The following is a 13,122-nucleotide window of genomic DNA, read 5'->3' on the forward strand; positions in this document are numbered from 1 at the left end:
TCTGGGTACGCGCAGTCAGTGGGCCGCCGAAGGAGCGGTCCACCACCAGTTCTGGTGGGAAAGCGCGAACATGCGAGGAACCCTACCGCACCCGCCGCCCGTCCAGGGGGCAAACCGTGCGTCTCACCCTTCGAGCCGGAAACAACCCCATGCCGCACGACCCCGTAATGTTTACGAGGTGACCGTGAACGCTAAGACCAGCGCGAGCGCTGGCAACACCTGGCGAAACCTGCCCGCGGCGCAGCAGCCCGAGTACCCCGACCCCGAGGCTCTGCGCGCAGTGATCGCGGACCTTGAGTCGTATCCGCCGCTCGTCTTCGCGGGCGAGTGCGACCAGCTGCGCGCCCGGATGGCTGCCGTCGCCAAGGGAGAGGCGTTCCTCCTCCAGGGCGGCGACTGCGCCGAGGCCTTCGACGCGGTGTCCGCCGACCACATCCGCAACAAGCTCAAGACGCTGCTCCAGATGGGTGCCGTCCTCACCTACGCGGCCGCCGTGCCCGTGGTGAAGGTGGGCCGCATCGCGGGGCAGTACTCCAAGCCGCGCTCCAAGCCGACCGAGACCCGCGACGGCGTAACGCTTCCGGTGTACCGGGGCGACTCCGTCAACGGCTTCGACTTCACCGAGGCGTCCCGGATCCCGGACCCCGAGCGGCTGAAGCGCATGTACAACGCCTCGGCGTCCACGCTGAACCTGGTGCGCGCCTTCACCACCGGCGGCTACGCCGACCTGCGCCAGGTGCACGCCTGGAACCAGGACTTCGTGCGGACCTCGCCGTCGGGCCAGCGCTACGAGCAGCTCGCGCGGGAGATCGACAACGCGCTGAACTTCATGCGGGCCTGCGGCACGGACCCGGAGGAGTTCAAGACCGTCGAGCTGTTCTCCTCGCACGAGGCGCTGCTGCTGGACTACGAGTCCGCCCTGACCCGGGTCGACTCGCGCACCGGCAAGCTGTACGACGTCTCCGCGCACATGGTGTGGATCGGTGAGCGCACCCGGCAGCTGGACCACGCGCACATCGAGTTCGCCTCGCAGATCCGCAACCCGATCGGCATCAAGCTCGGCCCGACCACGACGGCCGAGGAGGCGCTGAAGTACATCGACCGCCTCGACCCCGAGCGGGAGCCGGGCCGGCTGACCTTCATCGTCCGCATGGGCGCCGACAAGATCCGCGACAAGCTGCCCGAGCTGGTCGAGAAGGTCACGGCGTCCGGTGCGACGGTGGCCTGGGTGACCGACCCGATGCACGGCAACACCTTCAAGGCGGCCTCCGGGCACAAGACCCGCCGCTTCAACGACGTGCTCGACGAGGTCAAGGGCTTCTTCGAGGTCCACAAGGCCCTCGGCACCCACCCGGGCGGCATCCACGTGGAGCTGACCGGCGACGACGTCACCGAGTGCGTGGGCGGCGGCGACGAGATCTTCGTCGACGATCTGCACCAGCGCTACGAGACGGCCTGCGACCCCCGGCTGAACCGCAGCCAGTCGCTCGACCTGGCCTTCCTCGTGGCGGAGATGTACCGGGACCAGTAAGCGCCCCTGGGCCGATCTGGGGCGCGGATCACACCCGATCCGCGCCCCTCGCCCCTTTTACGGGCCCCGTGCGGCGGGTAAGGTTAGGTTTGCCTCACCGATCAAGGGGATGGCGCTCATACGGCAATCCCGTCGGGAGGTGAATCCGCGTGTACGTCTGCAGCTGCTTCGGCATCACCGAGGCCCAGGTCAAGCAGCACGCGGAGGACGGTGCCTGCACCCCCCGCCAGATAGCCTCCGCCTGCAAGGCGGGCACGGACTGCGGTTCGTGCGTCCGCCGTATCCAGGCCCTCCTCGGCCGCGGCGCCTGCCCCCGCCGCGAGCTGGCTGACCAGGGCCGGCCGGTGCTGGCGGAGCTGCCCGGGGAATCCGAGGCGCCCGGCATCCCGAGGGCGGCCTAGGTCTCCGGCTGCTCGATGACCTGGGCGAGGTAGAGCGCCTCGCCGAGCTTCTCCAGCAGCTCCAGCTGGGTGTCGAGGTAGTCGATGTGGTGCTCCTCGTCGGCGAGGATGTCCTCGAAGATGTTCGCGGACGTGATGTCGCCCTTCTCGCGCATCACCTTGATGCCCCGCCTGAGCCGGTCGATCGCCTCCACCTCGATCTGCCGGTCCGCCTCGAACATCTCCTTCACGGTCTGCCCGACCCGGACGTGGAAGAGCCGCTGGTAGTTCGGCAGCCCCTCCAGGAACAGGATCCGGTCGGTGAGCACCTCCGCGTGCTTCATCTCGTCGAACGACTCGTGGCGCGTGTACTTGGCGAGCTTGTACCAGCCGGAGTTCTCCTGCATCTTCGCGTGCAGGAAGTACTGGTTGATCGCGGTCAGCTCGCCGGTGAGCTGCTCGTTGAGGAATTCGATGACCTCGGGGTCGCCCTGCATCGAAACGGCTCCTTCCGGACGGGAAGACGGGGAAAAGACAGGGAGGCGTGCGGCGGCATGATTGCACCGGTGGGGAAGATCGTCCAGTAAGTGCGTACTTAGTAGGTACGGGCAGAGTTGATATGCCTTGTCCGTTTCGGGACAAGGTGGTCAAGGGCACTGCCCGAGGTCTGTCAGGATGGATACATGGGTCATCCGGTGGAGCGAGAGTCTGGAGCGTCGGCAGGGTCCGAGCTTCCGCCGGGTCAGCGGCTCCAGCGTGGCTGGCCGGTCACGCACTACGGGCCGGTGCCGAAGTTCCGCCCCGAGCGCTGGGACTTCCGGGTCTTCGGCGCCACCGCCGACGGCGACAAGCACACCTGGGGTCACGAGGAGTTCACGGCGCTGCCGTACACCACCGTGGTGGCCGATCTGCACTGCGTGACGAAGTTCAGCATGATCGGCGCCGAGTGGGGCGGTGTCCCGGCCGCCGCGATCCTGGACCTGGCCCCGCCGGCCCCGGACGTCACCCATGTGATGGTCTGGGCGGAGTACGGCTTCAGCTCCAACCTCCGCCTGTCGGACTTCGCCTCCGACCGCACGATCTTCGCGACCCACAAGGACGGCGAACTCCTCACCGCCGAGCACGGCTTCCCGGTCCGCCTGATCGTGCCCCACCTCTACGCCTGGAAGGGCCCGAAGTGGGTCCGCGGCGTGGAGTACATGACCGCCGACCGCCGCGGCTTCTGGGAGGAACGCGGCTACCACAACGTCGGCGACCCCTGGAAGGAACAGCGGTACTCCTACCAGGAGGAACCGGGGGAGGGACCGGAGCTGTAGCTCTCCGGTCACCCCGCCGGTCAGCCGTTCCGCAGCTTCTTCAGCCGCTCCACGTCCGCCGCGTGCCCGGCCTGCCCGCCCGGCGTCTCGATGATCAGCGGGACGCCCTCGGTCGCGGGGTGGGTCATCAGGGCGCGGAACGGGTCCTCGCCGATGTGGCCGGCGCCGATGTTCTCGTGCCGGTCCTTGTGGGCGCCGACCACGTCCTTGGAGTCGTTGGCGTGGATCAGCTTCAGCCGGCCCTCGCCGACGGTGTCCACCAGCAGATCGAGGGTCTGGTGCATGCCGCTCGGGCCGGTGAGATCGTGCCCGGCGGCGAAGATGTGGCAGGTGTCCAGGCACACGCCCAGCTTCGGATGGGCGTCCAGCGCCGCGAAGTACGGTCCGAAGTCCCAGGTCCGGGAGCAGAGCGAGGCCCCTTGCCCCGCGGTCGACTCCAGCAGCAGGAACGGATCGTCGTCGTGGGTCAGCTCGTCCAGCAGCGGCAGCACGTGCTCCCGTACCTGCCGCAGCGCCACCGACCGCTCGCGTCCGCCGGTCGCGCTGCCCGTGTGGACGACGACACCCAGCGCGCCGATCTCCCGCCCGCGCCGCAGGGAGTGCCGCAGCGACTCCACCGACCGCTCCACGGTCGCCTCGGTGTGGGAGCCGAAGTTGATCAGGTAGGGCGCGTGGACGTACGCCGGGATCGACTCCTCGGCGCAGGCCGTGCGGAACGCCTCGTCCTGCTTCGGGTTCCCGGCCGGGGTGGCCCAGCCGCGCGGGTTGGCCACGAAGACCTGCACGGTCTCCGCCCGCAGCGCACGGGCGTACGACAGCCCGACCGAGTGCAGACCGCCGGCCACGGGCACATGGCCGCCGACGGGATTGCGGGGGAGGGACGACCGGGGGGACGGCCGGGAGGACGACTGAGGGGACGGCTGAACGGGGCTCACCCGTTCAGGGTGTCATGTCCGCCCCTGCCGCCGAGCACGCTCCCCGGTGACCCCGGTCACCGGATGGTGATCGTGATCGTCGAACCCTTGGTCGCCATGTCGCCGCCCTTCACCGACTGCTTCTTCACGGTGTCCCCGAACAGCCCGAGGATCCCGCGGTCGTCGCTCACCTTGAAGCCCGCGCCCTCCAGCGCCTTGTGGGCGTCGTCCACGCTGTCGCCGGTCACGTCCGGCACCTGGACCATCTGCGGACCCTTGGACAGCGTCAGCGTCACCGTGTCGCCCGCGGCGGCCTGGCTGCCGTTGCCCGGGCTCTGCTGGGCCACCTTGCCCTTGTCGTACTCGGAATTGACCTGGTCCGGGGCGATGACCACCTTCAGCCCGGCGTCCGTCAGCGTCTGCTGGGCGTCGGCCGGATCGTCTCCGGTGACGTCCGGGACGTCGATCGGGCTGCCCTTGCTGACGGTCAGCGCGATCGCCGAGCCCGCGTGCCGCTTGGTGCCCGCCTGCGGGGTCGTGCCGATCACGGAGCCCGCGCCGACGTCCTCGCTGAACTCCCGGGTCACCATGCCCGGTTCCAGCCCGTCCGCCCTCAGCAGCCTGCGCGCCTCGGCCAGCGGCTTGCCCGCCACATCCGGCACGTTCACCGTCTCGGGGCCCAGCGACACGGTCAGCGTCACCGCGTCATGGCCGCGGATGCGGGCGCCGGGCGCCGGGTCGGTGCCGATGACCGTGCCGCGCCTGACGGTGTCGTTGTACTCGCGCTTGATCTGGCCGACGTCGAGCCCGGCCGCCCGCAGCCGCTCGCGCGCCTGCGCCTCCGTCTTCGACAGCAGCGGCGGGACCTTTGTGAACTGGCCGGAGTTGATGTACCAGACCCCCGCGCCGACGCCGAATATGACGAGGACGGCGGCGACGACCGTCAGCACCAGCCGCTTCGGCCGCCGGGGCGGCACCGGCGGGGCCTGGAGCCGGCTGGTGTGCCGGACGGCGCCCCCGTCGGACTCGTCCTCGTTGACGGGCAGCGGCCGGGGCACGGTGAGCGAGCGCGGTATCACGCTCGTACGGTCGCCGGCGTTGTCGTGCTCGGCGGACAGCGCCTGCGGCGGCATCGCGTCCAGCTGTGCATCGCTCAGTCCCTGGTGCGCCTCCCGCACCCGGGCGAGCAGCGCCACGGCGTCCTCCGGCCGGCCCTCCGGGGTGCGCGCGGTGGCCACCGCGACCAGCCCGTCCAGTTCTCGCGCCAGCCCCGGCACCAGTGCCGAGGGTGGCGGCACGTCCTCGTGGATGTGCTTGTAGAGCACCTGCGCGGGGCTGTCCCCGGAGTGCGGCTTGCCGCCCGTCAGCATCTCGTAGAGCACGACACCGCACGCGTAGACGTCGACGCGCGGGTCGGCGGTGCCCTGCTCGATCTGCTCGGGCGCGAGATACGACACGGTCCCGAGCACGGCACCGGTGGTGCTGGTCACGGTGTCCACGGACCGCACGAGTCCGAAGTCGGCGACCTTGACCCGCCCGTCGTCGCCTATCAGCACGTTCTCGGGCTTCATGTCCCGGTGCACGAACCCGGCCCGGTGCGCGGCGCCGAGCGCGGCGAGGACGGGCTCCAGGATGTCGAGGGCCGCGCGGGGCTGCAGTGCCCCGCGCTCGCGCAGCACGTCCCGCAGGGTGCACCCGGCGACGTACTCCATCGCCAGGTACACGTACGACCCGTCGGCCCCCTGGTCGAAGACCTGCACCACATTCGGGTGCGCCAGCCGGGCGACCGACTTCGCCTCCCGGATGAACCGCTCGACGAAGGAACCGTCGGCCGCGAGCGTCGGGTGCATCACCTTCAGCGCGAGAACGCGGTCCAGCCGGGTGTCCAGGGCCCGGTAGACCGTGGCCATCCCGCCGACGGCGATCCGCGCGTCGACGCGATAACGGCCGTCGAGCACCTGCCCGACGAGGGGGTCCTGAAGGGTCGTATCCACGAAAGGGGAGTCTACGAGGACCGACCGACAGTGCCGCACGGTGCGCTGATTCCGGCGACGGAATGCAGCACAGCTGTGACGCGCGCGCGATCAGAAGGCCGGGCGCTCGGGATCCAGGCGGGCGCGTCCCTCGGTGGGGGAGGAGGCCTCCGCGAAGTGCCGGCGCGGAATCCGCCCCGCCAGCCGGGCCAGCCGGCCCCCCTCCACCGCATGCCTCATCGCGGCGGCCATGAGCTCCGGCTCCTGCGCCCGTGTCACCGCGGAGGCGAGCATCACCCCGGCACACCCCAGCTCCATCGCCAGCGCGACGTCCGACGCCGTACCGGCCCCCGCGTCCAGAATCACCGGTACGCGCGCGTGCTCCACGATCAGCTGGAAGTTGTGGGGATTGCGGATCCCGAGCCCCGACCCGATCGGCGACCCCAGCGGCATCACCGCCGCACACCCGGCATCCTCCAGCTTCCGCGCGAGCACCGGATCGTCGTTCGTGTACGGCAGCACCGTGAACCCGTCGTCGACCAGCGTCTCCGCCGCCTCCAGCAGCTCCACCGGATCCGGCAGCAGCGTCCGCTCGTCGGCGATGACCTCCAGCTTGATCAGCTCCGTGCCCAGCGCCTCCCGGGCCAGCCGCGCGGTCAGCACCGCCTCCCCGGCGGTGAAACAGCCCGCCGTGTTCGGCAGCACCCGGATGCCCAGCTTCTGCAGCACCGACAGCACCGAGCCGTGCACGGAAGGGTCCACCCGCCGCATCGCGACCGTCGTCAGCTCCGTGCCGGAGGCGAGCAGCGCCCGCTCCAGCACCTCCAGGCTGGGCGCACCGCCCGTGCCCATGATCAGCCGCGACGAGAACGCCGTACCCCCGAGGACCAAGGAATCGTCGGCCATGGCTCAGCCTCCCTGCACTGCGGTGAGGACCTCGACCCGGTCGCCCTCGGCCAGCGCGGTGGCCGCCCACTGCGCGCGCGGGACGACGGTCTCGTTGACGGCCGCGGCCACCCCGGCGGGCGCGGCGACCAGGGAGCGTACGACGGAGTTGAGCGCGGTACCCGCGGCGACCTCCCGGCGCTCACCGTTGACGGAGATGGAGACGGTGACGGAGGTGCTCATGCGGACTGCTCCTGGAGGACGGCGTCGGCGCCGAAGCGCTGCGGGGTGAACGGACGGGCCTCTTCCGGCAGTTCGCCGTCGGCCAGCAGCTGTGCCATGACATCGCCGGTGACCGGCGTGAGCAGCACCCCGTTGCGGTAGTGCCCGGTGGCCAGCAGCAGCCCGTCGAGCCCGGACGGGCCGAGCAGCGGCGCGTTGTCGGGCGAACCGGGCCGCAGCCCGGCGCGGGTCTCGGTGAGCGGCAGCTCGGTGATGCCCGGCACCAGCTCATGGGCGTCGCGCAGCAGCTCGTACACGCCACCGGCGGTGACCGTCGTGTCCCAGCCCAGCTCCTCGCTGGTCGCGCCGACGACCAGCTCGCCGTTCTCCCGGGGCACCAGATACACATGGCCGCCGCGGACCATGGCCCGCACGGTCCGGCTCAGGAACGGCGCGTACCGGCGCGGCACCGTCAGCCGCAGCACCTCTCCCTTGACCGGCCGCACCGGCGGCAGCAGCCCCTCGGGCACTCCGGCGAGCCGGCCGCTCAGGCTCCCGGCCGCGAGCACCACCCGCCCCGCGCGCAGCTGTGTGCCGTCCGCCGTGGTGACCCCGGCGGCCCGGCCGCCCACGACGTCCAGCCGCTCGGCCCACGCGCGGTGGAACACCACCCCCGCCCGCTCGCACGCGACCACGAGGGCCGCGGCCAGCCGCCGCGGGTCGATCTGGTGGTCGCCGTCGACCCGCAGCCCGCCGCGCACCCCGGGCGCCAGCATCGGCTCCAGACGCCGGCACTCCCGCCCGGACAGCCACTCCGACTCCAGGCCGGAGCGCTGCTGCAGGGCGTGCAGTTCGCGCAGGTGGGCGCGGTCGTCGGCGTCGAGCGCGACCTGGAGGGTGCCGCAGCGGCGGTAGCCGAGGTCGTGGCCGGTCAGTTCGGTCAGCTCCGCCGCGAAGGCCGGATAGCGGCGGGCCGACTCCAGGTTCAGGGCGAGCAGGGTCTCCTCGCCGTAGTGCAGTTCGGTGACCGCGGCCAGCATCCCGGCCGCGACCCGCGCGGCCCCGCCGCCGGGTTCGGGGTCCACCACGGCCGGGGTGAGCCCGCGCTGCGCCGCGCGCCAGGCCGTGACCAGGCCGATGATTCCGCCCCCGATGACGAGGACGTCGGACGTACGTGACGACATGGGCGTCCAGCCCCTCCCTTCGCCGGCATGACCCGGATCAGGTTCGTACGGTCGGAGGCCGCCAGCCTCCCTCTCAGCCCGGTGCGCCGGGCTCCCGCGAGTGCGTGTACGGGGGCCACCCTAGCCCGCCGCGCCCGCCACCCGTAAGAGAGCCCCCGCCCGCCGCCCGGCGTACGGGCGGTGTGGAGCAGGTCACCGAGTACGCCCGGTGACTCACCCTGCGTCACGTGTCTATGGTGATCAGGTGAGCGAGCACACAGCCCAGGAGGGCACGGCACAGGGGCGGCGCGTGGTCGTCGTCGGCGCGGGCATGGCCGGGGTGCAGACCGCGGTCGCGCTGCGGGAACAGGGCTTCAAGGGCGCCGTCACCCTGCTCGGCGCCGAGCCGCACCAGCCGTACGACCGGCCGCCGCTGTCCAAGGCCGTGCTGCTCGGCAAGGCCGAGGACTCCGCCTTCGAGGTGGACTTCGACTCGCTCGGCGTCGAGCTGAGGCTCGGCTGCGAGGTGCTGGGCGTGCGCACCGACGAGCACGAGCTGGACACCGAGGCGGGCCCGGTGCCGTACGACGTCCTGGTCCTCGCCACCGGCGCCGAACCGATCACCCTGCCCGGCACCGAGGGCGTGCCCGGCGTGCATCTGCTGCGCACCCTGGACGACGCCGAACGGCTGCGGCCGGTGCTCGCCCGGCAGCACGAGATCGTGGTCGTCGGCGCCGGCTGGATCGGCGCCGAGTTCGCCACGGCCGCGCGCGAGGCGGGCTGCGCGGTCACCGTCGTCGAGGCCGCCGACCGGCCGCTCGCCGGCGCCCTGCCCGCCGAGGTCGCGGCCCCCATGGCCGCCTGGTACGCCGACGCGGGTGCCGAACTGCGCACCCACGCGCGCGTGGAGCGCGTCGAGCCCGGCGCGGTGGTGCTCGCCGACGGCACACGGCTGCCCGCGGGCGCCGTCGTCGTCGGCATCGGCGCCCGCCCCGCCACCGGCTGGCTGGCCGGCTCCGGCATCGAGCTGGGCCCGCACGGGGACGTCCTCGCCGACGCCCACCTGCGCACCGGTGTGGCGGACGTGTACGCGGTCGGCGACTGCGCCTCCTTCCCCTCGGCCCGCTACGGCGAACGGCTGCTCGTCCACCACTGGGACAACGCCCTGCAGGGCCCGCGCACGGTCGCCGCGAACATCCTGGGGGAGACCCCGCGGGTGTACGACCCGGTGCCGTACTTCTGGTCCGAGCAGTTCGGCCGCTTCGTGCAGTACGCCGGGCATCACGCCGCCGCCGACCGGCTGGTCTGGCGCGGCGACCCGGCGGGCCCCGCCTGGACGGTGTGCTGGCTGCGCGAGGACCGCCTCGTGGCCGTGCTGGCCGTCGGCCGGCCGCGCGATCTGGCCCAGGGCCGGAAGCTGATCGAGGCGGGCCGCGCCATGGACGCGCAGGCGCTGGCGGACCCGGGCAAACCCCTGAAGGACGCAACCGCCGACTAGCACACCCTCCCAGCTGGACCTGCCTGACTTCCGACTGTCAGTGAGGGATGGCAGGCTTGTCCCTGTGACCGAGATTGACGCAAAGATCGATGCTCTCGTCCCCGCCTGGCTCACCCTCCCCGACATCGCAGAGATGCTCGACGTCGAGGTGACGCGTGTGCGGCAGCTGGTCAAGGAGGGCCAGCTCATCGCCGTACGCCGAGGTGAGAACCGGGCGCTGCACGTCCCCGCCGCCTTCATCGACGGGGACAAGGTCGTCAAGGGCCTGTCCGGGACCCTGACGCTGCTGCGGGACGACGGCTTCACGGACGAAGAGATGATCGAGTGGCTCTTCACCCCCGATCCGACCCTGCCGGGCACCCCCGCGCAGGCCCTGAGCGAGAATCGCGGCACGGAGGTGAAGCGCCGCGCCCAGGCGCTCGCCGTCTGAGCCGACCCGCACCACGAGGGGTGGCGTACGGGCCACAGCCACAGCAGGAGCCCGTACGCCGCCCGCGAAAGCCGCCAGCGACACCCACCCCGGGGGGACCCACGCATGTCCGACACCGCACGCACCGCGCTCGCCGGCGCCCGTCTGTACCTGTGCACGGACGCGCGCAGGCGCCAGGGCGACCTGCCCGAGTTCCTGGACGCGGTGCTGGCCGGCGGTGTCGACATCGTGCAGTTGCGGGACAAGGGCATGGAGGCCGCCGAGGAGCTGGCGCACCTGGAGGTCTTCGCCGACGCCTGCGCCCGGCACGGCAAGCTGCTCGCGGTCAACGACCGCGCGGACGTCGCCCACGCCGCCCGCGCCGATGTGCTCCACCTCGGGCAGGGCGACCTGCCGGTCCCGGCGGCCCGCGCCATCCTCGGCGACGAGGTGCTGGTCGGCCGTTCCACGCACGCCGAGTCCGAGGCCGCGGCGGCCGCCGTGCAGGACGGCGTGGACTACTTCTGCACCGGCCCCTGCTGGCCCACCCCCACCAAGCCCGGCCGCCACGCCCCCGGCCTGGACCTGGTGCGGTACACGGCGGGCCTGGGCACCGAGCGCCCCTGGTTCGCCATCGGCGGCATCGACCTCGCCAACCTCGACGAGGTGCTGGACGCGGGCGCCCGCCGGGTGGTCGTGGTCCGCGCGATCACCGAGGCCGACGACCCGGGAGCGGCCGCCGTCGAGTTCGCGAAGCGGCTGCGACAGGCGTAGCGACACGCCGTCGCCCGGGTTTCCGTCCGGGGTTCTGTCCAAGGGGTGGACATCAAGCCGACAATTCGGGCAAATTCCCGGCATCCGGTTGGGTGACCGCCCACCCCTGGCTAACCTGCCCGTATGGCCCTCGGAACCCCCTCCACCAGGACTGATCGCGCACGCACCGTGCGCGACATTCTCGCCACCGGGAAAAAGACGTACTCGTTCGAGTTCTCTGCGCCGAAGACCCCCAAGGGTGAGCGGAACCTGTGGAGCGCGCTCCGGCGGGTCGAGGCGGTCGCGCCCGACTTCGTCTCCGTGACCTACGGCGCCGGCGGTTCCACCCGGGCGGGCACGGTCAAGGAGACCCAGCAGATCGTCGCCGACACCACGCTCACCCCGGTCGCCCACCTCACCGCGGTCGACCACTCCATCGCCGAACTGCGCAACATCATCGGCCAGTACGCGGACGCGGGCATCCGCAACATGCTCGCCGTGCGCGGCGACCCGCCCGGCGACCCCATGGGCGAGTGGGTCCGGCATCCCAAGGGCCTGACCTACGCGGCCGAGCTCGTCCGGCTCATCAAGGAGTCGGGCGACTTCTGCGTGGGCGTCGCCGCGTTCCCGGAGATGCACCCGCGCTCCGTGGACTGGGACACCGACGTCTCCCACTTCGTGGACAAGTGCCGCGCGGGCGCCGACTACGCCATCACACAGATGTTCTTCCAGCCGGAGTCGTATCTCCGGCTGCGCGACCGCGTGGTGGCCGCGGGCTGTGACACCCCGGTGATTCCCGAGGTCCTGCCGGTCACCAGCGTGAAGATGCTGGAACGCCTGCCCAAACTCAGCAATGCGGTTTTCCCGGACGCCCTGAAAGAGCGGATCCTCACAGCCAAGGACGATCCGGCGGCGGTACGCTCCATCGGAATCGACTTCGCCACGGAGTTCTGCGCTCGGCTGCTCGCCGAGGGAGTGCCCGGACTGCACTTCATCACGCTCAACAACTCCACGGCGACCCTGGAAATCTACGAGAACCTGGGCCTGCACCACCCCCCGCAGGCCTAGACCGGCCGCACCGTGATACGACACACTGCGTAGCGGTCACTGGGAGAGGGGCGTACATGGGCTGGACGGTCCTCTACATCGCGTTCGGCATCGTCGCGCTGTGGTTGCTGGGCGAGGTGCTGCTTCAGTACAAGGCGCGGCTGCGCTGGCGGCTGCTCGCCTTCGCCGGGTTCCTCGGTGTCGTGATCGGTGTGCTGTTGCCGTCCGTGATCGTCATCGGCATCGGCGCCATCGCCTTCGCCGTCGGCCAGACCTACGTCACCCTGTCGTTCCGCCGCGGCTTCGCCGCCGGCTGGGCGGTCAAGCGCCCCGACGACGAGAGCGGCGCCGACCCCGGAGCGGGCGGCGGGGGCAGCAAGCGCCGTCGCGGCAAGGCGGAGCGGCAGGACCCGGCACTGGAGGCGGCCGACCCGGAGCCCACCGGCCCCGAGGAGGACGGGCAGCCCGAACAGCCCGTCTACGCCCAGGGCCATGAGGACTACGACGACTACGACCGCGACGACGTCTTCACCCCGGCCCGCCCCGTCGAGCCCACCACCGTCTACGAGCCCCAGCCGCTGCCCGAGGACACCGGCTCCTACGGCGTCTACGGCGACACCGCCACCCACGCGACCGCGGCCCAGCCCCAGGGGGCCGGGCAGCAGGCCTACGCCTACGACTACTCCGGCTACGGCCAGCAGGGCTACGGCTACGACGCCGGGGGCCAGCAGGGCTACGCCAACTACTCCGACCCGTACATCGGCACCCAGTCCTACGGCGGCGGCGCGTACGACACCGGCTACGCGGGGCAGTACGGCCAGCAGGGCTACGCACAGGAGCCGTACGCCGGCGGCTACGGCGAGACCCCGCCCGGCGGGGTGTGGGTGCCGCAGCAGCGCACCGACGAGACCTACGGCGGCGAACTCCCGCCCGAGCAGCCGTACCCCTACCCGTACCAGGGCCAGGAGCACGGCCAGGCGCAGCAGGCGCAGCCCGGCGCCGGGTACGACGAGCAGTACCGTTTCTGACGG

General features: G+C 71.8%; 15 protein-coding genes and 1 riboswitch. Of the genes, 8 read left to right on the top strand and 7 right to left on the bottom strand.

Features of this window, described 5'->3' with window-relative positions:
* Nucleotides 1-15 precede the first annotated feature (15 nt).
* Complete coding sequence (locus O1G22_RS44935) at nt 16-72, bottom strand: trp operon leader peptide (protein WP_428986522.1); 57 nt, start codon at nt 70-72, stop codon at nt 16-18.
* 106 nt (nt 73-178) lie between these two features.
* On the opposite strand from O1G22_RS44935, the gene O1G22_RS30625 reads away from it, so the two are divergent.
* Together O1G22_RS30625 and O1G22_RS30630 are read left to right on the top strand one after the other, a co-directional pair.
* Nucleotides 179-1,531 carry a class II 3-deoxy-7-phosphoheptulonate synthase gene (locus O1G22_RS30625; protein WP_270084273.1) on the top strand — a complete coding sequence of 451 codons (1,353 nt, stop codon included), beginning with the start codon at nt 179-181 and terminating at the stop codon, nt 1,529-1,531.
* 149 nt (nt 1,532-1,680) lie between these two features.
* Nucleotides 1,681-1,932 carry a (2Fe-2S)-binding protein gene (locus tag O1G22_RS30630; protein WP_225096747.1) on the top strand — a complete coding sequence of 84 codons (252 nt, stop codon included), beginning with the start codon at nt 1,681-1,683 and terminating at the stop codon, nt 1,930-1,932.
* Here O1G22_RS30630 and bfr read toward each other — a convergent pair.
* Nucleotides 1,929-2,408 (bottom strand): bacterioferritin, encoded by a 480-nt coding sequence (bfr, locus tag O1G22_RS30635; protein WP_270084274.1) that lies wholly within the window; start codon nt 2,406-2,408, stop codon nt 1,929-1,931. The genes O1G22_RS30630 and bfr overlap by 4 nt on opposite strands.
* 186 nt (nt 2,409-2,594) lie before the next feature.
* On the opposite strand from bfr, the gene O1G22_RS30640 reads away from it, so the two are divergent.
* Nucleotides 2,595-3,227, top strand: a complete 633-nt coding sequence (locus O1G22_RS30640; protein WP_270084275.1) for a sulfite oxidase-like oxidoreductase — start codon at nt 2,595-2,597, stop codon at nt 3,225-3,227.
* 20 nt (nt 3,228-3,247) lie between these two features.
* On the opposite strand, the gene O1G22_RS30645 is transcribed toward O1G22_RS30640, so the two are convergent.
* The 5 genes from O1G22_RS30645 to thiO form a co-directional block, all read right to left on the bottom strand.
* Nucleotides 3,248-4,162: a deoxyribonuclease IV gene (locus O1G22_RS30645; RefSeq protein WP_270084276.1), complete on the bottom strand. Its 915-nt coding sequence runs from the start codon at nt 4,160-4,162 to the stop codon at nt 3,248-3,250.
* Nucleotides 4,163-4,218: 56 nt separating this feature from the next.
* The gene (gene pknB, locus O1G22_RS30650; protein ID WP_270084277.1) at nt 4,219-6,135 is read right to left on the bottom strand and encodes a Stk1 family PASTA domain-containing Ser/Thr kinase; all 1,917 of its coding nucleotides are present in this window, start codon (nt 6,133-6,135) and stop codon (nt 4,219-4,221) included.
* Nucleotides 6,136-6,225: 90 nt separating this feature from the next.
* Nucleotides 6,226-7,020: a thiazole synthase gene (locus tag O1G22_RS30655; protein WP_270084278.1), complete on the bottom strand. Its 795-nt coding sequence runs from the start codon at nt 7,018-7,020 to the stop codon at nt 6,226-6,228.
* 3 nt (nt 7,021-7,023) lie between these two features.
* Nucleotides 7,024-7,242 carry a sulfur carrier protein ThiS gene (gene thiS, locus O1G22_RS30660; RefSeq protein WP_270084279.1) on the bottom strand — a complete coding sequence of 73 codons (219 nt, stop codon included), beginning with the start codon at nt 7,240-7,242 and terminating at the stop codon, nt 7,024-7,026.
* On the bottom strand, nt 7,239-8,405 hold the full coding sequence (gene thiO, locus O1G22_RS30665) for a glycine oxidase ThiO (protein WP_270084280.1): 1,167 nt from the start codon (nt 8,403-8,405) through the stop codon (nt 7,239-7,241). Before thiO ends, thiS begins: the two co-directional genes overlap by 4 nt.
* Nucleotides 8,403-8,513: riboswitch (TPP riboswitch) on the bottom strand. Its footprint overlaps the gene before it by 3 nt.
* Before the next feature lie 136 nt (nt 8,514-8,649).
* On the opposite strand from thiO, the gene O1G22_RS30670 reads away from it, so the two are divergent.
* From O1G22_RS30670 to O1G22_RS30690, 5 genes are all read left to right on the top strand, one after another.
* Nucleotides 8,650-9,882, top strand: coding sequence for an NAD(P)/FAD-dependent oxidoreductase (locus tag O1G22_RS30670; RefSeq protein WP_270084281.1), 1,233 nt, complete (start codon nt 8,650-8,652; stop codon nt 9,880-9,882).
* A gap of 64 nt (nt 9,883-9,946) precedes the next feature.
* Nucleotides 9,947-10,312, top strand: a complete 366-nt coding sequence (locus O1G22_RS30675) for an Rv2175c family DNA-binding protein (RefSeq protein WP_094220178.1) — start codon at nt 9,947-9,949, stop codon at nt 10,310-10,312.
* A 105-nt stretch (nt 10,313-10,417) separates the two neighbouring features.
* On the top strand, nt 10,418-11,065 hold the full coding sequence (thiE, locus tag O1G22_RS30680) for a thiamine phosphate synthase (protein WP_270084282.1): 648 nt from the start codon (nt 10,418-10,420) through the stop codon (nt 11,063-11,065).
* 123 nt (nt 11,066-11,188) lie between these two features.
* A complete protein-coding gene (metF, locus tag O1G22_RS30685) occupies nt 11,189-12,112 on the top strand; it encodes a methylenetetrahydrofolate reductase [NAD(P)H] (protein WP_270084283.1) in 924 nt (307 codons plus the stop codon).
* Between the two features lie 56 nt (nt 12,113-12,168).
* Nucleotides 12,169-13,119 (top strand): SCO2102 family sporulation regulator, encoded by a 951-nt coding sequence (locus O1G22_RS30690; RefSeq protein ID WP_270084284.1) that lies wholly within the window; start codon nt 12,169-12,171, stop codon nt 13,117-13,119.
* The last annotated feature ends 3 nt before the right edge of the window (nt 13,120-13,122 follow it).

This window comes from Streptomyces camelliae (assembly GCF_027625935.1).
Lineage (GTDB): Bacteria > Actinomycetota > Actinomycetes > Streptomycetales > Streptomycetaceae > Streptomyces > Streptomyces camelliae.